Origin of the sequence: Hydrogenophaga sp. (assembly GCF_026125825.1) — a bacterium.
Classification (GTDB): Bacteria; Pseudomonadota; Gammaproteobacteria; order Burkholderiales; family Burkholderiaceae_C; genus Hydrogenophaga.
Genome location: NZ_JAHCKK010000069.1, coordinates 1 through 21,690, shown reverse-complemented (window position 1 = coordinate 21,690; position 21,690 = coordinate 1). Strand labels below are relative to the sequence as shown.

Sequence of the window (21,690 nt, the reverse complement as noted above, 5' to 3'; positions counted from 1 at the left end):
TGCCCGGCGAGGCATTCGTCCACGTAGCGCTTCACCGGGGTGTCCCAGTGGCGCATGTTGCTCATGTTGATCGCGAATTCCTTGGTGTCGGCCGGGATCTTCACGTTCTCCTGGGTCAACACGAAAGAACCCTGCTCACGGTCGAGGGTGAACATGGCCACGCCGTCGCCCACGGTGAGCACCAGCGTGGTCTGCGGGCCGTACACGCAGTAGCCTGCGGCCACCTGGTGGGCGCCGCTTTGCAGGAAGTCCTGCTCGCTCACGCCGGCGCTGCCGTCGGGCTTCTTGAGCACGCTGAAGATGGTGCCGATGCTGACGTTCACATCGATGTTGCTGGAGCCGTCCAGGGGATCGAACAGCAGCAGGTACTCGCCTTGCGGGTAGCGGTTGGGCACCACGTAGATGCTGTCCATTTCCTCGCTGGCCATGGCCGCGAGGTGCCCACCCCATTCATTGGCCTCGATCAGCACCTCGTTGGCGATGATGTCCAGCTTCTTCTGGACTTCGCCCTGCACGTTCTCGGTCGTGGCTGCGCCGAGCACGCCACCGAGATCGCCTTTGTTCACGGCCTGGCTGATGCTCTTGCAGGCGCGCGCCACCACTTCGAGCAGCAGGCGCAGTTGGGAGGGAATGAGACCGTCGACGCGCTGTTGTTCGACGAGGTAGCGGGTGAGGGAGATGCGTTGGGTCATGAAGAATCTCGGTCAGTGAGAGAAGAGGGCCGCCGCGCTGGGCCGCCCCGAGCAAGGCCAGCCCCCTTGGGGGGCAGCGACCCGCGCAGCGGCGGAGCGTGGGGGTTCGAAGAATGCCGCCGCGCTGGGCCGCCCCGAGCAAGGCCAGCCCCCCGGGGGGCAGCGACCCGCGCAGCGGCGGAGCGTGGGGGCTCATGCATCGGCCAGGGCGCGGGTCACCACCTCGCGGACGTCGTTGCTGAGGTCGGGCTTGTCGGCCACGCGGGCGATGGCTTCGCGGGCTGCGCTGCGGTAGGGCTCCGTGAGCTTCTTCCATCGGTCGAGCGCGCGGGCCAGGCGGGCAGCCACCTGCGGGTTGAGGGCATCGAGTTCGACCACGCGCTCGCTCCAGAACAGGTAGCCAGCCGCGTCGGCGCGGTGGAAGGCGCCCGGGTTGGCGCTGCAGTAGCTGAAGATCACGCTGCGCGCGCGGTTGGGGTTCTTGAGGGTGAAGTCCGGGTGGGCCAGGAGTTTGCGCACCGCGGGCAGCACGTTGCCTTGGCGGTCGGGTGCACCCGCCTGCAGGGCGAACCACTTGTCGAGCACCAGGGCCTCGTCGCGGAACAGGGCGTGGAAGCGCGCGAGCGCATCGCGGGCGAGCGGGCTCTCGCTCACGACCAGGGCCGACAGCGCGTTGAAGCGGTCGGTCATGTTGCCGGCGTCCTTGAAGTGCTGGTAGGCCTTGCCGGGCCAGACGGCGTCGCCGTTGTGGCGGGCGGCCAGGCACAGCATGCCCAGCGACAGGCCTGCAAGCGCGCGGCGGCCGGTGCTCACCGGGTCGGGCTGGTAGGCGCCGTTGTCCTTGTGGCTCTCGAAGGCCCAGGCCCAATCGCCCTGCAGGGCGGTGGCGAGCTGCTCGCGCATGGCTTCGCGCACGGCATGCACTCGCTGCGGATCGACTTCCGCGAGCTGTTCGGCGATGTAGGTCTCGCTGGGCAGCGTGAGTACCAGTTCCTTGAACGCAGCGTCCAGGTGCTGGTGGCGCAGCACATCGCGCATGGCGCCGAGGAAGGCGCCGTCCAGCGGGGCCTCGGCGGCGGGTCCCTCGGCCAGGATGGCCATGAGCGCGCGGCGCAGGGCCAGGCGCTGGCCGGCTTCCCATCGGTTGAACGGGTCGGGGTCGGACGCGAGCAGGGTGAGCAGTTGCGCGTCGGTGTAGTGGCATTCCAGCACCACGGGCGCCGAGAAGCCGCGCAGCAGCGAGGGCACCGGCGCACTGTCGAGGTTCACGAAGGTGAAGCTCTCGCTGGCCTGGGTGAGCACGAAGGTGCGGCTGCCGGCCTCGGGCTGGGCCCAGTGCGCCAGCTGCAGCGGCAGCTGCTGGCCTTCGGGGCTGAGCAGGCCAAGCGAGACCGGGATCACAAAGGGTTCCTTCGTGGCCTGGCCCGGCGTGGGCATGCAGCTCTGCGACAGCGTGAGCGTGTAGGTGCGCGCCGCGGCGTCGTACACGCCTTCGGCCCTCAAGTGCGGTGTGCCGGCCTGGCTGTACCAGCGCTTGAACTGGGGCAGCAGGCGGTGCAGGTCGCTCTCGGGGTTGGCGTCGGCGATGGCCTGGGCGAAGTCGTCGCAGGTGACGGCCTGGCCGTCGTGTCGCTCGAAGTACAGCTTCATGCCCTGGGCGAAGCCTTCGCGGCCGACCAGGGTCTGCATCATGCGCACGACCTCGGCGCCTTTTTCGTAGACCGTGACGGTGTAGAAGTTGTTGATCTCGGCGTAGCTGTCGGGCCGCACCGGGTGGGCCATGGGGCCGGCGTCCTCGGGGAACTGCGCGGTGCGCAGCACGCGCACGTCCTCGATGCGCTTGACCGCGCGCGCCGAGGGTTCGGCGCACAGGTCCATGCTGAATTCCTGGTCGCGGAAGACGGTGAGGCCTTCCTTGAGGCTGAGCTGGAACCAGTCGCGGCAGGTAACGCGGTTGCCGGTCCAGTTGTGGAAGTACTCGTGGCCCACCACCGACTCGATGTTGGCGAAGTCGGTGTCGGTGGCCGTGGCAGCGTTGGCCAGCACGTACTTGGTGTTGAAGATGTTGAGGCCCTTGTTCTCCATGGCGCCCATGTTGAAGTCGCTGGTGGCGACGATCATGAAGCGTTCGAGGTCGAGGGGCAGGCCGAAGCGGGCTTCGTCCCAGGCCACGCTGGCGATCAGCGAGTTCATCGCGTGCTCGGTCTTGTCCATGTCGCCTGGACGCACATAGACCTGCAGCAGGTGCTTGCCGCCGCTGCGCGAGGTGATGCGCTGCTCGCGCGCCACCAGTTGGCCGGCAACCAGGGCGAACAGGTAACAGGGCTTCTTGTGCGGATCGACCCACTTCGCGAAGTGGCGGCCGTCGGGCAGGGGGCCTTCCTCCACCAGGTTGCCGTTGGACAGCAGCACCGGGTACTTCGCCTTGTCCGCGCGCAGCGTCACGGTGTAGCTGGCCATCACGTCCGGGCGGTCCAGGAAGTAGGTGATGCGGCGGAAGCCCTCGGCTTCGCATTGCGTGAAGAAGGTGCCCTGGCTCACGTACAGGCCCATGAGCTGCGTGTTCTTCTCAGGCACGCAGATCGTGAAGATCTCCAGGTCGAAGGGCTCGTTGCCTTCAGGCAGGTTCTCCAGGACGAGATGGTTGCCGTCGATCTTGAAGGAGCAGCCCGCGCCGTTGACCAGCACACGCACGACGTTGAGGTCTTCCCCATCCAGGCGCAGGGCCTGCGCCGGCGCGTCCGGGTTGCGGCGCAGGCGCATCTTGTTGAGCACGCGCGTCTTGGCCGGGTCCAGGTCGAAGCAGAGATCGATGGTGTCGATCCAGTAGGCCGGGGGGGCGTAGTCCTCGCGGCGCACCACGGTGGTGGGGCCTTCGCGCAATGAGCTCATGGATCAAACTCCCTGTTTGAGTGACGCTTCGATGAAGGGGTCGAGGTCGCCGTCCAGCACCTTCTGCGTGGCGGAGATCTCGACGTTGGTGCGCAGGTCCTTGATGCGGCTGTTGTCCAGCACGTACGAGCGGATCTGGTGGCCCCAGCCCACATCGGTCTTGCTGTCTTCGAGCTTCTGCTGTTCTTCCATGCGCTTGCGCATCTCGTGGTCGTACAGGCGCGAGCGCAGGCGCTTCCACGCCACGTCGCGGTTGCTGTGCTGGCTGCGGCCATCCTGGCACTGCACCACGATGCCGGTGGGGATGTGCGTCAGGCGCACGGCCGAGTCGGTCTTGTTGATGTGCTGGCCGCCGGCGCCGGAGGCCCGGAAGGTGTCGGTGCGCACGTCGGCCGGGTTGATGTCGATCTCGATCGAGTCGTCCACTTCGGGGTAGACGAAGATGGATGCGAACGAGGTGTGGCGGCCACCGGACGAGTCGAACGGGCTCTTGCGCACCAGGCGGTGCACGCCGGTCTCGGTGCGCAGCAGGCCAAAGGCGTACTCGCCCTCGACCTTGATGGTCGCGCTCTTGATGCCGGCGGTGTCGCCCTCGGTCTCGTCCTCGATGGTGGTCTTGAAGCCCTTGCGTTCGGCGTAGCGCAGGTACTGGCGCAGCAGCATGCTCGCCCAATCGCAGGCCTCGGTGCCGCCCGCGCCGGCCTGAATGTCCACGAAACAGTTCAGCGGATCGGCCGGGTTGTTGAACATGCGGCGGAATTCGAGCTTCTCCACCTCGGCCGCCACCTTGGCGGCTTCGGCCTCAATGGTGATCAGGCCGGCGGTGTCGCCGTCTTCGCTCGACATCTCGAACAGCTCGGTGTTGTCGGCCAGCTCGCCGGTGAGGCGGTCAAGCACCAGCACCACGTCTTCCAGGGATTTTTTCTCGCGGCCCAGGTCCTGGGCGCGCTTGGGGTCGTTCCAGACCGTCGGGTCTTCGAGCGCGGACTCGACTTCCTTCAGCTTCGATGCCTTGGCATCGTAGTCAAAGATACCTCCGGAGCTCGACCACGCGGGTGGTCAGGTCTTCGAGCTGGCTTCGGATGGCGTTGCTGCGTTCGGCTTCCATGGGGCTGTTTCCTGCTGTCTGTGTACAAAGACAGCGATTTTCTCACGGGCCAGCCCCGGGCGCAGGGGATAGGCGATGTCAGAAGCGCCACTTCGCGCCAACCATGAAGGCGGCGGTTCCCAGGACCTGGACTTCGAGGGCCGAGGAGGGCGAGAGTTGGTAACCCACCGCCGGGACGATGGCTGGCGAGAAGCCGCCCACGTTCAAGGGCACCTTGTCTTTGTACTGGCCCACGTAGCCATAAAGAATGCCCGCCGTGACCGAGGCGTATACCTTCGGGTAGCTGGGCAGCAGGCCGGGCCAGGACTTGCCCACGAAGGCATAGGCCGAGGGCTGGCCGAAGGAGTTGCGGAACAGGCTGATGCCGCAGCTGCGGTCGTTGGGCAGCAGGCGACTCAGGCTGACGGCCACCACCGGCTTGTGCTCGGGGTCGTGCGACCAGTGATGGGTGTAGGGTGAGAAAAAGGCTTCGTAGCGAGGGGCGGGGGTGCCTTGCGCCACCGGTTCATCGATGCCGGGGCACAGCGTCCAGTCGATGGCCAGCGCCGGGGAAGACAGCGCCGCCAGCAGGGCGAAGGCGGCCAATGGGCGGGAGACGGAGGATCGGGCGGCGTGGGTGGGCGAAATGAAAACCATAGGCCACAAGTATGCACGTCTGTCGCACAGCACCTGCAACAACCCGTACTTCAGCCGGGGGCTTGGAGGAAGTCTTCAATCAGGCGAGCCAGTGCTTGCGGCTGGTCGTGGTGCATCATGTGCCCGGCGTCATGCACCTGGGCGCTGCGCAACTGCGGCACGGCCTGAATGCGCTCGTGGTACTGGGCCAGGGTGAATGCGCCTTTCCACCACAGACCCAGGCTGTCGTCGCTGGCAGTCACCGAGAGCACGGGGGCGCTGATGCGGCGGTAGAGCTCCAGGGCTTCGTCGAGCCGGTACAGGTTCGCGCTGACCACCTTGTGGGCCGCGTCGCCCAGGATTTCCCACCCGCCCTCGGCATTCGGCGCGGCCCACTGGCGCGCCAGCCAGTCGGCCTTCTCGCGCGGCAGGCGCGGGTTGGTCTTCATGAGGCGCTGTGCCACGCCGTCGACCGAGTCGTAGGCCTTCAGCCCGTTTTCGCCCCGGTGCAAGGCCTTGACTTCATCGATCCACTGCGCATAGCGCCCCGGTGCCTGGGCGGGCCGCGTCTCGGGCAGGCCGAAGCCTTCGAGGTTGACAAGGCGTCGGATGCGCTGGGGCCGCACGCCGCCGTAGATCATGGCGATGTTGCCGCCCATGCTGTGGCCCACCAGGTCCACCGCGCGCTCGCCAGCGAAGCGGTCGAGCAGGATGTCGAGGTCGGCCAGGTAGTCGGGAAACCAGTAGTTGTCGGGCGCGGGGCCGTCTGCCTTGCTCAGGCCGAAGCCGCGCCAGTCGGGCGCGATGATCCAGCGATCGCTGCGCATCGCGTCCACCACAAACTGCCACGAGGCGGACACGTCCATCCAGCCGTGCACCAGCACCAGGGGCGCCTGCGCGGCATCGGGCTGGCCCCACTGGCGCACGTGGTAATTCAAGTGGCGCACCGGGACGAACTCGGTGCGGGAAGGTCGGCGGGCTTGGTACATTCGATCGATCATAGAGAACGAGATGGAGACCGGCCATGCGATCGAGTCAAGCCAGAGACAAGTCCCCGGCGCCCTCAAGGGACCTCTACGACAGCCTGCACGGGCGATTCGGCTGGCAGGTGCCGCTGCACTTCAACATCGCCGATGTCTGCATGCGGCGCTGGGCCGAGCGGCCTGCCAGCGCCTCCAACACGGCGGTGATCGCCTGCGCGCCCGGGCATGAGCCGCGCCATCACCGCTATGGCGAACTCATGGACCAGGCCAACCGCCTGTCCAACGCCCTGGCCGCACTGGGCGTGCAGCGCGGCGACCGCGTGGCCATCGTGCTGCCGCAGCGTTTCGAGACCGCGGTGGCCTACATGGCGGTGCTGCAACTGGGCGCGGTGGGCATGCCGCTGTCCCAGCTGTTCGGCCCCGATGCACTGGAGTACCGCCTGCACGACAGCGAGGCCGTGGTCGCGATCTGCGACCAGCCGTCGCTGCCCGCGCTGCTGGGGGTGCGCGAGCGCTGTCCCTTGTTGCGTGCGGTGATCGGGCTCGACGGGGACGGCACGCCCGAGGGCATGCGCGCTGATCTGGACTGGGCCGAGCTGCTGGCGCAGGAGCCCGTGGATTTCACGCCCGTGAGCACCTATGCCGATGAAGCCGCGGTGCTGATCTACACCAGCGGCACGACGGGCCATCCCAAGGGGGCTTTGATCCCGCACCGCGCGCTGATCGGCAACTTGAGTGGCTTCGTCTGTAGCCAGAACTGGTTCGGCTTCGATCCGTTCGATGCCTCGGTGGGGTCGAAAGCGGTGTTCTGGTCGCCCGCCGACTGGGCCTGGACGGGCGGGCTGATGGACGCTTTGCTGCCCACGCTGTATTTCGGCCGGCCCATCGCGGGCTACAACGGCCGCTTCGCGCCGGCGCTGGCGTTCGAGCTGATGCAAGCGCATGGCGTCACGCACAGCTTCCTGTTTCCCACGGCGCTGAAGGCGATGATGAAAGCGGTGCCGGTGGTGCGGCCCCATTACCGCCTGAAGCTGCAGGCGCTGATGAGCGCTGGCGAGGCGGTGGGGGATGCGGTGTTCGCTTGGTGCCGCGATCAGCTGGGCGTCACGGTGAACGAGATGTTCGGCCAGACCGAGATCAACTACATCGTGGGCAATTGCGCGCCCTTGTGGCCGGCGAAGCCAGGCAGCATGGGCAAGGCCTACCCGGGGCACCGCGTGGCGGTGCTGGACGAGCAAGGCCGGGAGTGCGCGGTGGGGGTGCCGGGAGACGTGGCGGTGCACCGGCAGGATGTGCACGGCGATCCCGATCCGGTGTTTTTTCTGGGTTACTGGAAAAACGAGGGTGCGACGCGCGCGAAGTACACCGGTGACCCGGCGGACAGCTGGTGCCGCACAGGCGATCTGGCGACGCGCGATGCCGACGGCTATCTCTGGTACCAGGGGCGGGCGGACGATGTGTTCAAGGCAGCGGGTTACCGCATCGGGCCGAGCGAGATCGAGAACTGTCTGGTGAAGCACGCTTCGGTGGCGAACGCGGCGGTGGTGCCCAAGCCGGACGCCGAGCGCGGGGCTGTGGTGAAGGCTTTCGTGGTGCTGGCGCCCGGATGCCAGGGGGACGATGCCCTGGTGAAGGCGCTTCAGCTGCATGTGAAGGGGATGCTGGCGCCCTATGAATACCCCAAGGAGATCGAGTTCATCGACGCGTTGCCCATGACCACCACGGGGAAGGTGCAGCGGCGGGTCTTGCGGTTGCTGGAGGAGGAGCGGGCGCGCGCCAGCGCCGCCCGCCCGTGATGCCCTGTGGGGTGCGCCTTGCCGCTGCGGCTTATCGAGCAGCGGCTTGTGCGGGCTCTGCCACGTAGATTTCCACGCGGCGGTTGGCGGCCCGGCCCTGCGGCGTGCCGTTGTCCGCGACCGGCTGGCGCGAGCCCTGGCCGTCGGTGGCGATGCGCGAGGCCGAGACCCCGCGCGAGACGAGGTAGTCACGCGTGGCGTTGGCCCGATCGAACGAAAGCGGGTTGTTCACCGCGTCGCTGCCGGTGCTGTCGGTGTGACCCACGATGGCCACGGCCGTCACCGGGTTGGCGTTGAGCGTGCCGGCGAACTGGCCCAGCACGCGCTGCAGCGTGGGGCTGACCGTGGAGCGGCCAGTGGCAAAGCCGGCGTCGGCGGGCACGTCGAGCTTGAGACGGTTGTCGGTGGTCTGGCTCACGCCGATGCCGGTGCCCGCCGTGGCGGCTTCCATCTGCTTCTTCTGCTCCTGCATCTTGTTGGACCAGACATAGCCACCCACGGCACCTGCGCCTGCACCGAGCACGGCACCGGTGGCCGCCCCCTTGGAGCCGCCCGTGGCCGCGCCCAGCAGGGCGCCGGCGACAGCGCCGATGCCCGCGCCCTTGGCCGTGCCTTGTTGCGTCTCGCTCATGTTGGCGCAACCGGCCATGGCGAGTGCCGCCGCCAGGGTGGTGACCGTCAGGCCTCGGGTGAGTTGGTTTTTGAAGTTGGTCATGGTGTTCTCCACTGCGGAATTGAGGGTCGGTTGAATCGTGCAAGGCACCCTAAACTTATACCCCTACGGGTTTCAGACGAAACCTTCCTCAATTCCTATTTACAAATACTTGCATGAACAACGTACCACTGGGCACCAGCGCGCTGAATGTGACGCCGATCTGCCTGGGCACCATGACCTTTGGCGAGCAGGTGGACGAAGCCACCGCGCACAACATCCTGGACCGCGCGCTGGAGCGCGACATCACTTTCCTCGATGCGGCCGAGATGTACTCGGTGCCCGCACGCGCCGAGACCAGCGGTTCCACTGAATCGATCCTGGGCAACTGGCTCGCCAAGCGGCCGGGCGTGCGCAGCAAGCTCGTGCTGGCCACCAAGGTGGCCGGGCCGGCGCGCGGCATGCCCTGGCTGCGCCCGGAGGTGAGCAAGGCCGGCATCATCGAAGCTTGCGAAGCAAGCCTGCGCCGCCTGCAGACCGAGGTGATCGACCTCTACCAGATCCACTGGCCCGCTCGCAACGTGCCGGCCTTTGGCGCGATTTATTTCGATCCGGCCAAGGACAAGCCCGCGCCCTCGGTGCTTGAGCAACTCGAGGCGCTGGGCGACCTGGTGAAAGCCGGCAAGGTCAAAGCCATTGGCTTGTCCAACGAGACCCCGTACGGCGTGCACGAGTTCGTGCGCCTGGCCGAGCAGCACGGCCTGCCGCGCGTGGCCACCGTGCAGAACCCGTATTGCCTGATCAACCGCAGCTATGAAAACGGGCTCGACGAAACCTGCCATCGCCTGGATGTCTCGCTGCTGGCGTATTCGCCGCTGGGCTTCGGGCTGCTGAGCGGCAAGTACGACGAAACCGGTCTGGTGGGCAACGCCGGGCGCATGGCGATCTACGAATCGATGCGCAAGCAGCGCTGGGGCCGCCCCGAGGCGCTGAACACCGCGCGCCGCTACAACGCGCTCGCACGCGAGCACGGTCTGACGCCCTCTCAGTTGGCGCTGGCCTTCTGCTACACGAACCGGCGTGTGGCCAGCACCATCATCGGTGTGACCACGCAGGCCCAGCTCGATGAGTGCCTGGATGCCTGGGGCACGACCCTCTCGCCCGAGCTGCTGGCGGCGATCGACGCGATCCGCTGGGAGAGCAGGGACCCCGCCCAGTGAGCGGGATGCCCCCGTCGCGCCTGGCGCGACTGCCTCCAGGGGCCATGCCTGCGGCCCGGCAAGGCCGGTTCCGCGGCATCCCGGCATAGAGACTTCGAAGCGTCCTTGAATGCGACATGGCCAAGAAAACGCACGTCAGTGAAACACCCGCCACCGCCTGGCTCAAGGCGCATGGGGTGGCATTCTCCGAGCACCCCTACGAATACCTGGAGCACGGCGGCGCGCAGCACAGCGCCCAGGTGCTCGGGTTCGACCCGTTCGCGGTGGTCAAGACCCTGATCATGCAGGACGAGGCGGCCAGACCGCTGGCGGTGCTGATGCACGGCAACCGCACCGTCTCCACCAAGAACCTCGCTCGGCAGATCGGCGCCAAATCGGTCGAGCCCTGCAAGCCCGAGGTGGCCAACCGGCACAGCGGCTACTTCGTGGGCGGCACCTCGCCCTTCGGCCTCAAGCGAGACATGCCGGTGTGGGTGGAAGCCACGGTGCTGACGCTGCCGAAGATCTGGATCAACGGCGGGCGCCGGGGGTTCCTGGTCGGCATCGACCCTTCGGTGCTCGCCGGCCCCCTGGGCGCCAAGCCGGTGAACTGCGCGCTGGCAGAATAGCCGCCCTGACACGGCCTCGCGCGCAGACGCGGTGGTCCCACAAGAACGAGGAGCTTCCTTCATGACCTACCCCCTGCTGGCCACGCTGGCCGCCTACCTGATCGGTTCGCTGTCCTTTGCCGTGCTGGTGAGCCGCCTCATGGGCCTCAACGACCCGCGCACCTACGGCAGCAAGAACCCGGGCGCCACCAATGTGCTGCGCTCGGGCAACAAGGCGGCGGCCGTCATCACCCTGCTGCTCGATGCCTTCAAGGGCTGGCTGCCGGTGGTGGCCGTGAAGTGGTGGGGCGAGGCCTACGGCCTGGGCGATGGCACGGTCGCGCTGGTCGGGCTGGCGGCCTTCCTGGGCCACCTCTACCCGGTGTTTTTCCGCTTCCAGGGCGGCAAGGGCGTGGCCACGGCCGCGGGCGTGATCCTGGCGTTCCAGCCCTGGCTGGGGCTCGCTGCGCTCGCCACCTGGCTGATCATCGCCATCTTCTTCCGCTATTCGTCGCTGGCGTCCATCGTCACGGCGGTCTTCGCGCCCGCGTATTTCCTGCTGGGCAACCGGGTGGCGTGGGACGCACCCGGGGTGCAGGTGCTGAGCCTGGCCGTCATGGGTCTGCTGCTGGTCTGGCGCCATTCGGAAAACATCAACCGCTTGCTGGCCGGCACCGAAAGCAAACTGGGAGCGAAGAAAAAATGAGCGAGTCGCACAAGGACATCACCCGCCTGGGCATGGCCTCGCGCTACAGCGAGGCGGCGGTGTACAACGGCGTGGTCTACCTGGCGGGCATGGTGCCCGAGCGCGGCGACACCGACATCGCCGGCCAGACCGAGGACGTGCTGGGTCAGGTGCAGCAGCGCCTGGTTGAGGCGGGCAGCGACAAGTCGCGCATCCTGCGCGCGCAGATCTACCTCAAGGACATCGGCGACATCGCGGCGATGAACACCGTCTGGGACGCCTGGGTGGTGCCGGGGACCGCGCCGCCGCGAGCCACGGTGCAGGCCGCGCTGGCCAACCCCGCCTGGCGCATCGAGATCGTGGTCACTGCTGCTCAGAAGGCAGGCTGATCAATAGCGCCTCTCCAGCGTCAGCTGGTCGTTGTGGCGCTGCATCTGGAAGCGCGTGAGAAAGCTGTTGCCCAGGAGGACATAGGTCATGGGCTGCGGCAGCACGATGGCCGCCACGCCGTGCACCTGCGAATCGCCCACGCGCACCGAGGCCAGTTGCACCTGATGGCCCACGACGTGGCCATTGGCCGTGTTCACGCCCACCTTGCGCCCCTTGCTGTAATCCAGCTGGATGCGCCTGGCATCGGACTCGCTGAGGATGACCATGGTGGCGCCCGTGTCCACCATGAACTGCACGGCGCGCCCGTTGATCTGGCCCTGGGGCATGAAATGGCCTCGCGCGTCGGCGGTGAGCACGATGCGCTGTGCGCCGCCATCGGTCCCCGATGAGGACCGGCCCAGGCTGACCGGCGCATCGCCCACCCGCAGGGTCAGGCGCTGGCCGCCGATATCGAACACGGCCGCCTCGCCCTGCACGCTCAGCAGTTTCACGCCCTGCTGGGACTGGCCGGGGCTCATGAAACGCGGGGCGGCGCCATCGATGTTCACCAGCGCCTTGCCCCCGGCAACGCCCGAGAGCGCGACTTGTTGGGACAAGGCGGGCAGCGCCAGGACAATCCCCGCCGCGAGCGTGAGGCCGTGTCGCCAGAGGGGCCGCGCAACCGGCATGGCCTCGCCGCTGGCACTGCCCCCTTTCAGGGGCATGACGCCGACGCCGGCGCGGGGGGTGTTCAACTCAGTCTCTGAAGTTGTTGAAGGAGAGCGGCAGGTCCTTGAGTTCGCTGCGGATCAGCGCCATCGCGGCCTGCAGGTCGTCGCGCTTGGCGCCGGTCACGCGCACCGCGTCGCCCTGGATCGCACCCTGCACCTTCAGCTTGCTGCCCTTGATGACCTGCTGAATCTTCTTGCCGTCTTCGGTGCTGATGCCGTTGCGCACCTTGACGACCTGCTTGACCTTGTCGCCGCCGGCCTTCTCGACCTTGCCGACGTCCAGGAAGCGCGCATCCACGCCGCGCTTGGTGAGCTTGCCGCGAAGCACGTCGTCGATCTGCTGCAGCTGGAACTCGGCATCGCCGTGCAGGATGATTTCTTTCTCTTTTTCCTTGAGCTCGATGGCGGCACCGGTGCCCTTGAAATCGAAGCGCGTGCCGATCTCGCGCGTCACCTGGTCCACCGCGTTTTTCACTTCGACGAAATCGGCTTCGAGTACGGTGTCAAAAGAAGGCATGGCTGATGAATCCTGAGGGTGGGTGAGACAATCCGGGGATGGTAGTCGAGAACAACGTGGCGCTCCAGCCATACAACAGTTTTGGCATCGTGGCGCGCGCGCTGCGGCTGGCCCGTGTGCGCGACGAAGCGCAGCTGCGCACGCTCATGGCGGACCCTGAATGGCCAGCGCTCACGCGCGAGTCGCCGCCGTTCGTGCTGGGCGGCGGCAGCAACCTGGTGGTGACGGGCGACATCAAGCCGCTGGTGCTCAAGGTGGAGATTCGCGGGCGGCGGCTGGTGGAGGAAACGCCCCGGGGCTGGCTGGTGGAGGCGGGCGCGGGCGAGAACTGGCACGAGACCGTGGCGTGGACGCTGGGGCAGGGCTGGCCGGGACTGGAAAACCTGGCCTTGATTCCGGGCTGCGTGGGGGCTTCACCGGTGCAGAACATCGGCGCCTACGGCGTGGAGCTGCAGGATCGCTTTCATGAGCTGGACGCGATTGACCTGCAGACCGGGCAGAGCTTCACCCTGAACGCCGCGCAGTGCGGTTTTGGTTACCGGGATTCGGTGTTCAAGCACACGCCGGCGGGCGAGAAGGGCCTGGGACTGGCAGGGCGCGCGCTGATCACGCGGGTGCGTTTCTGGCTGCCCAAGCCCTGGAAGCCGGTGCTGGGGTACGCGGACCTGGAGCGCAGGATGGCCGAAACCGGCATGGCCCATCCCGACGCACAGCAGATCTTCGACTGGATCTGCGCGATCCGGCGCGCGAAGTTGCCGGACCCGGCGGTGATCGGCAACGCGGGCAGTTTCTTCAAGAACCCGACGGTGAGCGTGGAGCAGTGCGCGGACATCATTGCGCGCGACCCGAAGGTGGTGCACTACCCGATGGCCGACGGCAGCATCAAGCTGGCGGCGGGCTGGCTGATCGACGCCTGCGGCTGGAAAGGCCGGGGGGTGGGGAATGCCGGGGTCTACGAAAAGCAGGCGCTGGTGCTGGTGAACCGGGGGGGGGCGACCGGGGGCGAGGTGATGACCTTGGCCAAGGCCATCCAAACCAGTGTGTACGAACGGTTCGGCATCTTGCTGGAGCCAGAGCCTGTGGTGGTCTGAGGCTTTTCGCCCGCGGGTCCGACGCCGCCAGGCGGCCGGACCGCCTGTTCCTGCGCAGGCAGGAAAGGGGAGCGCCATGGCGCCCCCCATGGCGCGAGGTCGAGAGCGAAAGGGCTTACTGGCCCTCGCCCTCCAGCTTCAGCATCTGAGAGCCTTCACCCAGCGAGAGCAGCCCGGTCTTGGCATAAATGCCCAGCTTGGCGCGCGTGTCGGTGATGTCGAGGTTGCGCATGGTCAGCTGGCCAATGCGGTCCAGTGGCGAGAACGGCGCGTCCTCCACCTTCTCCATGCTCAGACGCTCCGGCGCATACGTGAGGTTCGCGCTCTCGGTGTTCAGGATCGAGTAGTCGTTGCCGCGGCGCAGCTCCACCGTCACCTCGCCCGTGACCGCACGCGCCACCCAGCGCTGTGCCGTTTCGCGCAGCATGATGGCCTGCGGGTCGAACCAGCGGCCCTGGTACAGCAAACGGCCCAGGCGCAGACCGTTGATGCGGTATTGCTCGATCGTGTCCTCGTTGTGGATGCCTGTCACCAGGCGCTCGTAGGCGATGAACAGCAGCGCCAGGCCCGGGGCCTCGTAGATGCCGCGGCTCTTGGCCTCGATGATCCGGTTCTCGATCTGGTCGCTCATGCCCAGACCATGGCGACCGCCGATCTCGTTGGCCTTGAGGATCAGGTCCACCGGGCTCGCGAACGTCTCGCCGTTGAGCGCCACTGGCTGGCCCTCTTCGAAGCGCACCGTCACCTCCTCGGCCTTCACCGCACAGTCCTCGCGCCAGAACGGCACGCCCATGATGGGGTTGACGATGCGGATGCCGCTGTTGAGGTGCTCGAGGTCCTTGGCCTCGTGCGTGGCGCCCAGCATGTTGCTGTCGGTGCTGTAGGCCTTCTCGGCGCTCATCTTGTAGCCAAAGCCGTTGGCCGTCATGAACGCGCTCATCTCGGCGCGGCCGCCCAGTTCGTCGATGAAGAGCTGGTCCAGCCAGGGCTTGTAGATCTTCAGGCTCGGGTTGGTGAGCAGCCCGTAGCGGTAGAAGCGCTCAATGTCGTTGCCCTTGAAGGTCGAGCCGTCGCCCCAGATGTGGACGTCGTCCTCCTTCATCGCGGCCACCAGCATGGTGCCCGTGACCGCGCGGCCCAGCGGCGTGGTGTTGAAGTAGGTCACGCCTGCGGTGCTGATGTGGAAGGCGCCGCACTGCAGCGCGGCAATGCCTTCGTGTGCCAGCTGCGTGCGGCAGTCGATCAGGCGCGCCTTCTCGGCACCGTAGGCCAGGGCCTTGCGCGGGATCTCGTCGTAGTCCGGCTCGTCGGGCTGGCCCAGGTTCGCGGTGTAGGCATAGGGGATCGCCCCCTTTTGCTTCATCCACAGCAGCGCGGCGGAAGTGTCCAGGCCGCCGGAGAAGGCGATGCCGACTTTCTGTTGGGTGGGGAGGTTCTGAAGAATGGTGGCCATGGCGGTCGTTCTTTCGGCGGCGGGAGTCGATCAGCCGAAATGGCAGATGTAGTGGTAGGGCTCGGTCACGCGGATCTGGAAGCTGCTGTTGCCCGGCACGCTGAAGGAATCGCCAGGGCCTGACTTCACCCAGGTGCTGCTGCCCGACAGCAGGTATTCGCAGCCACCGGCCACGCATTCCATGATCTCGGGCGCGCCCGTGTTGAACGTGAGGGTGGCGGGCAGCACCACCCCGACCGACTTCTTCGTGCCATCGGCCAGGGTGATGCCGTGGCTCACGCACTTGCCGTCGAAGTACACATTGGCCTGGGTGTGGACGGTCACGCCGTCGAATTGGGTGGTGCTCATGGTGTGGAAGGGAGTAAAGCGAAGACGAAAGGCGAAACCACGATTTTAGGCCGCGGGCCGGGGCAGCCCGCGCCGGCTCAGAGGCGCTGCTGCCAGGCGGTGGCGTCAAAGCCGACGGTGATGGATCCGTCGGTCCACTGCACGACCGGGCGCTTGATCACGCTCGGGTTCGCCAGCGCCACGGCGCGGGCGCTGGCAGCGTCCTTCACGCTGGTGCGCGTGGCCTCGTCGAGCTGGCGCCAGGTCGTGCCTTTGCGGTTGACCACGGTTTCCCAGCCAGCAGCGGCCAGCCAGCGGTCGAGGTCGGCCTCGGGCACGCCCTGTTTCTTGAAATCGTGAAAGTCGTGCTCGACGCCGTGTTCTTTCAGCCAGGCGCGGGCCTTTTTGACGGTGTCGCAGTTGGGGATGCCATGGACGGTGATCATGGGCCGCATTGTCCGCCATGTCCCCCACGGCCCCGCGCCCGCGACGGCGATGGGACAATCCTGCCCATGCTTGACATTCCCGTGCCCGATCACCCCACCACCCTGGCCGAGTGGCTGGCCCACGCCGAACGCCTGCACCCCGTCACCATCGACATGGGGCTGGACCGCGTGCAGCGCGTGGCCCGGCGCATGGGCCTGACGCTGGCGTGCCCGGTGATCACCGTGGCCGGCACCAATGGCAAAGGCTCGACCTGCGCGATGCTGGAAGCGGTCTACACGCAGTCGGGCTACCGCGCCGGCGTCTACACCTCGCCCCACCTGGTGCGTTTCGAGGAGCGTTGCCGCGTCGCCGGCGAGGCGGTGGCCGCCGACGAGCTGGTGCCTGCTTTTGCCGAGGTGGAGGTGGCTCGCAAGGGGCAGGCGGGCGACGAGGGCGGCGAGGTCAGCCTGAGCTATTTCGAATTCACCACCCTGGCCATTCTGCGCACCCTCTCGCGCAGCGGGCTGGACGTCGCCATCCTCGAAGTGGGACTGGGCGGGCGGCTGGACGCGGTCAACATCATCGACGCCGATTGCGCGGTGATCACCAGCATCGCGCTCGACCACATGGCCCTGCTCGGAAACGACCGCGAGACCATCGGCTTCGAGAAGGCCGGCATCATGCGCACCGGCCGGCCGGTGGTGGTGAGCGACCCGGTGCCCCCGCAAAGCATCCTGGATCGCGCGCTGGAGATCGGCGCCGATCTCTGGCGCCTGGGCAAGGACTTCCATTTCGCGGGCGACCAGCAGCAGTGGGGCTGGGCCATGCACCCCTCGCACGGCGGGCGGCGCTACGCCGGCCTGGCCTATCCGGCGCTGCGCGGCGCCAACCAGCTGGTCAACGCCGCGGGCGTGCTGGCGGCCGTGGAGGCGCTTCGCGGCCGGCTGCCGGTGACGGCGCAGGCGGTGCGCAATGGCCTGGCCCTGGTGGAGCTGCCGGGGCGCTTCCAGATCGTGCCGGGCACGCCCACCCTGGTGCTGGACGTGGCACACAACCCGCATTCGGTGGCCGCGCTGGCGGCCAACCTCGATGCCATGGGCTTCTACCCGACCACGCATGCCGTGTTCGGGGCCATGGCCGACAAGGACCTGGGCGCCATGCTGGACCGCATCGCACCGCTGATCGACCGCTGGCACCTCACCGACCTGCCTTTGCCGCGCGCCAGTTCCGCCGCGGCGCTGGCCGATCAGCTGGAGGCCCATCCCCAGTGCAAGGGCCGGGTGGCGGGAAGGCACACCGACCCCATGGACGCCCTGCGGGCCGCGGTGTCCGGCGCGGACCCCGCTGATAGAATCGTGGTCTTCGGATCGTTCTACACCGTGGGTGGCGTATTGCAGGACGGCGTGCCCCGAATGTCGGCGAAACACCTGTCCGCCTAGCCTCTTATCGCCACGGTCCCCCCGATGTTCAAATCCCGTTCAGGTTCCCAGGGCAACGCCTCGACCCCCCCGCCGCAGAGCATCGAGGCCGTGCGCCGCCGCGCCCGTCACCGCCTGATTGGTGCCAGCGTGCTCGTGCTGCTGGGCGTGGTCGGCTTTCCGTTGCTGTTCGACACGCAGCCGCGCCCGATTCCCGTCGACATTCCCATCGAGATCCCTGCCAAGGGCACGCCCGCGCCAGTCGCCAAGCCGGCGGCAGCTGCCAAGCCACCGGCAGCCGCCGCGGGCGCGCCGCTGCCGGCGCGCGAGGGCCTTGGCGCCCGGGAGGAAGTGGTTGAAGCTGCGCCCAAACCTGCCCCGGTCCCCCCACCGGCGCCTGCGCCCGTGGCCACCGCCCCGGCACCTGCCCCAGCTCCCGCTCCCGCTCCCGCTCCCGCCAAGCCCGCCGAGGCCGAGCGCGCCCGCGCGCTGCTGGAGGGCAAGCCGGCCAGCGCGCCCGCCAGCGCGGCCAAGCCGGCCGCCAGCGCCGAGCGCCTCGTGGTGCAGGTGGGCGCGTTTTCGGAAGAGGCCGGCGCGCGCGCCGTGCGTCAGAAGCTGGAAGCTGCGGGTCTCAAGACCTACACCCACGTCGCCCAGACGCCCGATGGCAAGCGCATCCGGGTGCGCGTGGGCCCGTTCGAAAGCCGGGCGGACGCCGAGAAGGCCGCCGCCCGGGTGAAGGCGCTGGGCTTGACCGCTGCCGTCCTGACGCTGTGACGTCGGGTGGGGTGACGCGCTGATGGCTTTGACCGACTGGGTGCTGCTCGCGGTGTTGTTGCTGTCGGTGCTGCTCGGGTTGTGGCGTGGTCTGGTGTACGAGGTGTTGTCGGTGGCCGGCTGGGTGGCGGCCTTTGTGCTCGCCCAGGCCTTCGCCGAAGAGGCCGGTGCCTGGCTGCCGATGGACGGCCTGTCGCCCCCGATGCGGGTGGCGATCGGGTTTGTGCTGGTGTTCGTGGTGGTGGCGTTCGCCGCCGGCCTGGGGGCCTGGCTGGTGCAGAAGTTGGTGGCCTCGGTCGGTCTGCGGCCGGTGGACCGGGTGCTCGGAGGTGCGTTCGGCCTGTTGCGCGGCGGGGTGATCCTGCTGGCGGTGGCGCTTGTGGTTGGCATGACGCAGATGGAGCAGGCCGCGTGGTGGCGCGATTCGACCACGGCGTCCGTGCTGTCGGCCACGCTGCACGAGATCAAGCCCTTGTTGCCCGAGGCCGTGGCCCGATATATCCGTTAGTTTTCCTGAGGATTCAATCATGTGTGGAATCGTGGGCGTGGTCAGCAAGACGCCAGTCAATCAGCTCATCTACGACGCGCTGTTGCTGTTGCAACACCGGGGCCAGGACGCCGCCGGCATCGTGACCCAGCAGGGTCGCAAGTTCTTCATGCACAAGGCCAAAGGCATGGTGCGCGACATCTTCCGCACCCGCAACATGCGCGCCTTGCCCGGCCTGTGTGGCCTGGGCCAGGTGCGCTACCCCACCGCCGGCAATGCCTTCAGCGAAGAAGAGGCGCAGCCCTTCTACGTGAACGCGCCTTTCGGCCTGGTGCTGGTGCACAACGGCAACCTGACCAATGCCAAGGCGCTGGCCCAGGAACTGTTCCAGACCGACCACCGCCACGTCAACACCGAGAGCGACTCCGAAGTGCTGCTCAACGTGCTGGCGCACGAACTGGAGAAGGTGACGCGCGGTATCACCCTCAAGCCGGCCGACGTGTTCGCCGCCGTGCGTGGCGTGCACCGCCGGGTGAAAGGGTCTTATGCCGTGGTGGCGCTGATCGCCGGCCACGGCCTGCTGGCTTTCCGCGATCCGCATGGCATCCGGCCTCTGTGCCTCGGCCGCAACAAGGACGGCGGCGTGATGGTGGCCAGTGAGTCCGTCACGCTCGAAGGCAACGGATTCGAGCTCGACCGCGATCTGCAGCCCGGCGAAGCGGTGTTCGTGGACCTCGAAGGCCAGATGCAGTTCGAGCAGTGCGCCGATCAGGTCAGCCACAACCCCTGCATCTTCGAGTACGTGTACCTCGCCCGGCCCGACTCCGTCATGGACGGCATCTCGGTCTACCAGGCGCGCCTGAACCTGGGCGTGACGCTGGCCAAGCGCGTGGTCTCCACCGTGCCGCCGAACGAGATCGATGTGGTGATCCCCATCCCCGAGTCCTCGCGCCCCAGCGCGATGGAGCTGGCCCAGCTGCTGGGCCTGCCATATCGCGAGGGCTTCGTGAAGAACCGCTACGTGGGCCGCACCTTCATCATGCCGGGGCAGGGCGTGCGCAAGAAATCGGTGCGCCAGAAGCTCAATGTGATCGGCAGCGAATTCAAGGGCCGCAACGTGCTTCTGGTGGACGACTCCATCGTGCGCGGCACCACCAGCCGCGAGATCGTGCAAATGGCACGCGATGCCGGTGCGCGCAAGGTCTACCTGGCCAGCGCCGCGCCGCCCGTGCGCTACCCCAACGTCTATGGCATCGACATGCCCACGCCCGATGAGCTCGTGGCCTACAACCGCACGGTGGAAGAGGTGCGCGAGATCATCGGCTGCGACGCGCTGATCTACCAGGATGTGGACGCGATGAAGCAGGCCATCGGCTCGCTCAACCCCAAGCTCGACGGCTTCGATGCCTCGTGCTTCGATGGCGTGTACGTCACCGGCGACATCACGCCGGCCGACATCGCCCGCCTCAACGCAGGGCGCGACCAGAGCGAAGAGGGCGAGGAAGACACGTCTCGCCTGGCCCTGCCCAACGCACAGACCGCCTGACACTGCCCTCTCATGAACGCCAAGAAAAATGACCTGCACCGCGACACGCTCGCCGTGCGCGAAGCCGTGGAGCGCAGCCCGTACGGCGAGAACTCCGAAGCCCTGTACCTCACCAGCGGCTACGTGCAGCCCAGTGCCGAGGCGGCCGCGCGCCGCTTCGCAGGCGACGAGGACGGCTTTACTTACGGCCGTTACGGCAACCCCACGGTGGCCAGCTTCGAGCAGCGCCTGGCCGCGCTCGAAGGCGCCGAAGCCTGCATCTCCACCGCCTCGGGCATGTCGGCCATCCTCATGATGTGCATGGGCCTGCTCAAGGCCGGCGACCATGTGGTGTGCTCGCACTCCATGTTCGGCTCCACCATCAAGCTGATCGGTTCGGACCTCGCCAAGTTCGGCGTCGAGTCCAGCTTCGTGTCGCAGACCGACGTCGCGGCCTGGAAGGCGGCCGTCAAGCCCCACACGCGGCTGTTGTTTGCCGAAACGCCGACCAACCCGCTCACCGAGGTCTGCGACATCCGCGCGCTGGCCGACATCGCTCACGCCGCCGGCGCGCTGCTGTGCGTGGACAACTGCTTCGCCACGCCAGCGCTGCAGCGCCCCATGGCGCTGGGCGCCGACATCGTCATGCACTCGGGCACCAAGTACCTCGACGGCCAGGGCCGCGTGATGGCCGGTGCCCTGTGCGCCAGCCACGAGTTGGTGACCAAGACCTTCCTGCCCGTGCTCAAGAGCGCGGGCATGACGCTCGCGCCCTTCAACGCCTGGGTGGTGCTCAAGGGCCTGGAAACGCTGGACATCCGCATGCGCGCCCAGTCCGCCAACGCCCTGGCGCTGGCGCAATGGCTGGAGGCGCATCCGTCCGTGGCGCGCGTGTACTACCCGGGGCTGGCCAGCCATCCGCAGCACGCGCTCGCGATGGCGCAGCAGTCGGGCTGCGGCGGTGCCGTGCTCTCCTTCGAGGTCAAGGGCGCCGACCCCGAGCAGGCGCGTGCGCGCGCCTTCCACGTCCTCGACTCGCTGCAGGTGATGTCGCTCTCCACCAACCTCGGTGACACCAAGACACTGGTGGCCCACCCGGCCAGCACCTCGCACGGCCGCCTGACCGAAGCGCAGCGCCAGACGGCGGGCGTTGTCCAGGGGCTCATCCGCGTGGCGGTGGGGCTGGAGCACCTGGGCGACATCCAGGCCGATCTCGACCGTGGTCTTTCTTCCTTCTGACATGTCCGCACCCATCCGCACCCGCTTCGCACCATCGCCCACCGGATTCATCCACCTGGGCAACATCCGCTCCGCGCTCTACCCCTGGGCGTTTGCGCGC

23 protein-coding genes are annotated in these 21,690 nt (G+C 67.6%); 12 read left to right on the top strand and 11 right to left on the bottom strand.

All coding sequences use genetic code 11. The annotated features are described in order from the left end of the window. From KIT86_RS18550 to KIT86_RS18530, 5 genes are all read right to left on the bottom strand, one after another. Nucleotides 1–692 (bottom strand): class 1 fructose-bisphosphatase (locus KIT86_RS18550; RefSeq protein WP_297401066.1); only part of this gene is annotated, 692 nt, incomplete at its 3' end. A 192-nt stretch (nucleotides 693–884) separates the two neighbouring features. Further along, nucleotides 885–3,584, bottom strand: coding sequence for an aminopeptidase N (gene pepN, locus KIT86_RS18545; RefSeq protein WP_297401064.1), 2,700 nt, complete (start codon nucleotides 3,582–3,584; stop codon nucleotides 885–887). Between the two features lie 3 nt (nucleotides 3,585–3,587). Continuing rightward, a protein-coding gene (gene prfB / locus KIT86_RS18540) for a peptide chain release factor 2 (RefSeq protein WP_297401062.1) occupies nucleotides 3,588–4,692 on the bottom strand; the annotation gives its coding sequence in 2 pieces (ribosomal slippage) (nucleotides 3,588–4,610 and nucleotides 4,612–4,692; 1,104 coding nt in all). A 78-nt stretch (nucleotides 4,693–4,770) separates the two neighbouring features. Then, nucleotides 4,771–5,328 (bottom strand): hypothetical protein, encoded by a 558-nt coding sequence (locus KIT86_RS18535; protein WP_297401060.1) that lies wholly within the window; start codon nucleotides 5,326–5,328, stop codon nucleotides 4,771–4,773. A 50-nt stretch (nucleotides 5,329–5,378) separates the two neighbouring features. Beyond that, nucleotides 5,379–6,296 carry an alpha/beta hydrolase gene (locus tag KIT86_RS18530; RefSeq protein WP_297401058.1) on the bottom strand — a complete coding sequence of 306 codons (918 nt, stop codon included), beginning with the start codon at nucleotides 6,294–6,296 and terminating at the stop codon, nucleotides 5,379–5,381. 35 nt (nucleotides 6,297–6,331) lie between these two features. Between KIT86_RS18530 and KIT86_RS18525 the strand changes: the two genes are divergently transcribed. Next, the gene (locus KIT86_RS18525) at nucleotides 6,332–8,086 is read left to right on the top strand and encodes an acyl-CoA synthetase (protein WP_297401056.1); all 1,755 of its coding nucleotides are present in this window, start codon (nucleotides 6,332–6,334) and stop codon (nucleotides 8,084–8,086) included. Between the two features lie 31 nt (nucleotides 8,087–8,117). Here the strand turns inward: KIT86_RS18525 and KIT86_RS18520 are convergent, their stop codons facing one another. Next, nucleotides 8,118–8,801, bottom strand: coding sequence for an OmpA family protein (locus KIT86_RS18520; protein WP_297401054.1), 684 nt, complete (start codon nucleotides 8,799–8,801; stop codon nucleotides 8,118–8,120). Between the two features lie 113 nt (nucleotides 8,802–8,914). Here KIT86_RS18520 and KIT86_RS18515 point away from each other — a divergent pair, with 113 nt between their 5' ends. The 4 genes from KIT86_RS18515 (at nucleotide 8,915) to KIT86_RS18500 (ending at nucleotide 11,619) form a co-directional block, all read left to right on the top strand. Beyond that, nucleotides 8,915–9,958, top strand: coding sequence for an aldo/keto reductase (locus KIT86_RS18515; RefSeq protein WP_297401052.1), 1,044 nt, complete (start codon nucleotides 8,915–8,917; stop codon nucleotides 9,956–9,958). Between the two features lie 116 nt (nucleotides 9,959–10,074). Beyond that, nucleotides 10,075–10,566: an aminoacyl-tRNA deacylase gene (locus KIT86_RS18510; RefSeq protein WP_297401050.1), complete on the top strand. Its 492-nt coding sequence runs from the start codon at nucleotides 10,075–10,077 to the stop codon at nucleotides 10,564–10,566. Between the two features lie 61 nt (nucleotides 10,567–10,627). Beyond that, the gene (plsY, locus tag KIT86_RS18505; protein WP_297401048.1) at nucleotides 10,628–11,251 is read left to right on the top strand and encodes a glycerol-3-phosphate 1-O-acyltransferase PlsY; all 624 of its coding nucleotides are present in this window, start codon (nucleotides 10,628–10,630) and stop codon (nucleotides 11,249–11,251) included. Beyond that, a complete protein-coding gene (locus tag KIT86_RS18500; RefSeq protein ID WP_297401046.1) occupies nucleotides 11,248–11,619 on the top strand; it encodes a RidA family protein in 372 nt (123 codons plus the stop codon). The genes plsY and KIT86_RS18500 overlap by 4 nt, the downstream gene beginning before the upstream one ends. On the opposite strand, the gene KIT86_RS18495 is transcribed toward KIT86_RS18500, so the two are convergent. Both KIT86_RS18495 and KIT86_RS18490 read right to left on the bottom strand, forming a co-directional pair. After that, entirely contained in the window at nucleotides 11,620–12,354 is a 735-nt protein-coding gene (locus tag KIT86_RS18495; protein ID WP_297401045.1) for a TIGR02281 family clan AA aspartic protease, read from the bottom strand. Between the two features lies 1 nt (nucleotide 12,355). Further along, entirely contained in the window at nucleotides 12,356–12,847 is a 492-nt protein-coding gene (locus KIT86_RS18490) for a YajQ family cyclic di-GMP-binding protein (RefSeq protein ID WP_297401042.1), read from the bottom strand. Between the two features lie 38 nt (nucleotides 12,848–12,885). On the opposite strand from KIT86_RS18490, the gene murB reads away from it, so the two are divergent. Beyond that, nucleotides 12,886–13,938, top strand: coding sequence for a UDP-N-acetylmuramate dehydrogenase (gene murB / locus KIT86_RS18485; RefSeq protein WP_297401040.1), 1,053 nt, complete (start codon nucleotides 12,886–12,888; stop codon nucleotides 13,936–13,938). A 115-nt stretch (nucleotides 13,939–14,053) separates the two neighbouring features. On the opposite strand, the gene argG is transcribed toward murB, so the two are convergent. The 3 genes from argG to KIT86_RS18470 all read right to left on the bottom strand — a co-directional run bounded on the left by argG (nucleotide 14,054) and on the right by KIT86_RS18470 (nucleotide 16,164). Continuing rightward, nucleotides 14,054–15,391 (bottom strand): argininosuccinate synthase, encoded by a 1,338-nt coding sequence (gene argG / locus KIT86_RS18480; RefSeq protein WP_297401038.1) that lies wholly within the window; start codon nucleotides 15,389–15,391, stop codon nucleotides 14,054–14,056. A gap of 30 nt (nucleotides 15,392–15,421) precedes the next feature. Continuing rightward, entirely contained in the window at nucleotides 15,422–15,739 is a 318-nt protein-coding gene (locus KIT86_RS18475) for a pyrimidine/purine nucleoside phosphorylase (protein WP_297401037.1), read from the bottom strand. Between the two features lie 77 nt (nucleotides 15,740–15,816). Then, a complete protein-coding gene (locus KIT86_RS18470; protein ID WP_297401035.1) occupies nucleotides 15,817–16,164 on the bottom strand; it encodes an ArsC family reductase in 348 nt (115 codons plus the stop codon). A 66-nt stretch (nucleotides 16,165–16,230) separates the two neighbouring features. On the opposite strand from KIT86_RS18470, the gene folC reads away from it, so the two are divergent. From folC to KIT86_RS18440, 6 genes are all read left to right on the top strand, one after another. After that, nucleotides 16,231–17,583, top strand: a complete 1,353-nt coding sequence (folC, locus tag KIT86_RS18465) for a bifunctional tetrahydrofolate synthase/dihydrofolate synthase (RefSeq protein WP_297401033.1) — start codon at nucleotides 16,231–16,233, stop codon at nucleotides 17,581–17,583. A gap of 24 nt (nucleotides 17,584–17,607) precedes the next feature. Then, entirely contained in the window at nucleotides 17,608–18,339 is a 732-nt protein-coding gene (locus tag KIT86_RS18460) for an SPOR domain-containing protein (protein ID WP_297401031.1), read from the top strand. 22 nt (nucleotides 18,340–18,361) lie between these two features. Further along, the gene (locus tag KIT86_RS18455; RefSeq protein ID WP_297401029.1) at nucleotides 18,362–18,847 is read left to right on the top strand and encodes a CvpA family protein; all 486 of its coding nucleotides are present in this window, start codon (nucleotides 18,362–18,364) and stop codon (nucleotides 18,845–18,847) included. A gap of 19 nt (nucleotides 18,848–18,866) precedes the next feature. Next, nucleotides 18,867–20,372, top strand: a complete 1,506-nt coding sequence (gene purF / locus KIT86_RS18450; RefSeq protein ID WP_297401027.1) for an amidophosphoribosyltransferase — start codon at nucleotides 18,867–18,869, stop codon at nucleotides 20,370–20,372. A 12-nt stretch (nucleotides 20,373–20,384) separates the two neighbouring features. Continuing rightward, the gene (locus tag KIT86_RS18445; protein WP_297401025.1) at nucleotides 20,385–21,590 is read left to right on the top strand and encodes an O-succinylhomoserine sulfhydrylase; all 1,206 of its coding nucleotides are present in this window, start codon (nucleotides 20,385–20,387) and stop codon (nucleotides 21,588–21,590) included. Between the two features lies 1 nt (nucleotide 21,591). Beyond that, nucleotides 21,592–21,690, top strand: a 99-nt coding sequence (locus tag KIT86_RS18440; RefSeq protein ID WP_297401068.1) for a glutamate--tRNA ligase family protein, incomplete at its 3' end; no start/stop codon positions are given.

Coding starts and splice junctions, on each gene's coding strand:
- pepN (WP_297401064.1), bottom strand. CDS start 3,584: ATGAGCTCATTGCGCGAAGGCCCCACCACCGTGGTGCGCCGCGAGGAC.
- KIT86_RS18535 (WP_297401060.1), bottom strand. CDS start 5,328: ATGGTTTTCATTTCGCCCACCCACGCCGCCCGATCCTCCGTCTCCCGC.
- KIT86_RS18530 (WP_297401058.1), bottom strand. CDS start 6,296: ATGTACCAAGCCCGCCGACCTTCCCGCACCGAGTTCGTCCCGGTGCGC.
- KIT86_RS18525 (WP_297401056.1), top strand. CDS start 6,332: ATGCGATCGAGTCAAGCCAGAGACAAGTCCCCGGCGCCCTCAAGGGAC.
- KIT86_RS18520 (WP_297401054.1), bottom strand. CDS start 8,801: ATGACCAACTTCAAAAACCAACTCACCCGAGGCCTGACGGTCACCACC.
- KIT86_RS18515 (WP_297401052.1), top strand. CDS start 8,915: ATGAACAACGTACCACTGGGCACCAGCGCGCTGAATGTGACGCCGATC.
- KIT86_RS18510 (WP_297401050.1), top strand. CDS start 10,075: ATGGCCAAGAAAACGCACGTCAGTGAAACACCCGCCACCGCCTGGCTC.
- plsY (WP_297401048.1), top strand. CDS start 10,628: ATGACCTACCCCCTGCTGGCCACGCTGGCCGCCTACCTGATCGGTTCG.
- KIT86_RS18500 (WP_297401046.1), top strand. CDS start 11,248: ATGAGCGAGTCGCACAAGGACATCACCCGCCTGGGCATGGCCTCGCGC.
- KIT86_RS18490 (WP_297401042.1), bottom strand. CDS start 12,847: ATGCCTTCTTTTGACACCGTACTCGAAGCCGATTTCGTCGAAGTGAAA.
- murB (WP_297401040.1), top strand. CDS start 12,886: ATGGTAGTCGAGAACAACGTGGCGCTCCAGCCATACAACAGTTTTGGC.
- argG (WP_297401038.1), bottom strand. CDS start 15,391: ATGGCCACCATTCTTCAGAACCTCCCCACCCAACAGAAAGTCGGCATC.
- KIT86_RS18475 (WP_297401037.1), bottom strand. CDS start 15,739: ATGAGCACCACCCAATTCGACGGCGTGACCGTCCACACCCAGGCCAAT.
- KIT86_RS18470 (WP_297401035.1), bottom strand. CDS start 16,164: ATGATCACCGTCCATGGCATCCCCAACTGCGACACCGTCAAAAAGGCC.
- folC (WP_297401033.1), top strand. CDS start 16,231: ATGCTTGACATTCCCGTGCCCGATCACCCCACCACCCTGGCCGAGTGG.
- KIT86_RS18460 (WP_297401031.1), top strand. CDS start 17,608: ATGTTCAAATCCCGTTCAGGTTCCCAGGGCAACGCCTCGACCCCCCCG.
- KIT86_RS18455 (WP_297401029.1), top strand. CDS start 18,362: ATGGCTTTGACCGACTGGGTGCTGCTCGCGGTGTTGTTGCTGTCGGTG.
- purF (WP_297401027.1), top strand. CDS start 18,867: ATGTGTGGAATCGTGGGCGTGGTCAGCAAGACGCCAGTCAATCAGCTC.
- KIT86_RS18445 (WP_297401025.1), top strand. CDS start 20,385: ATGAACGCCAAGAAAAATGACCTGCACCGCGACACGCTCGCCGTGCGC.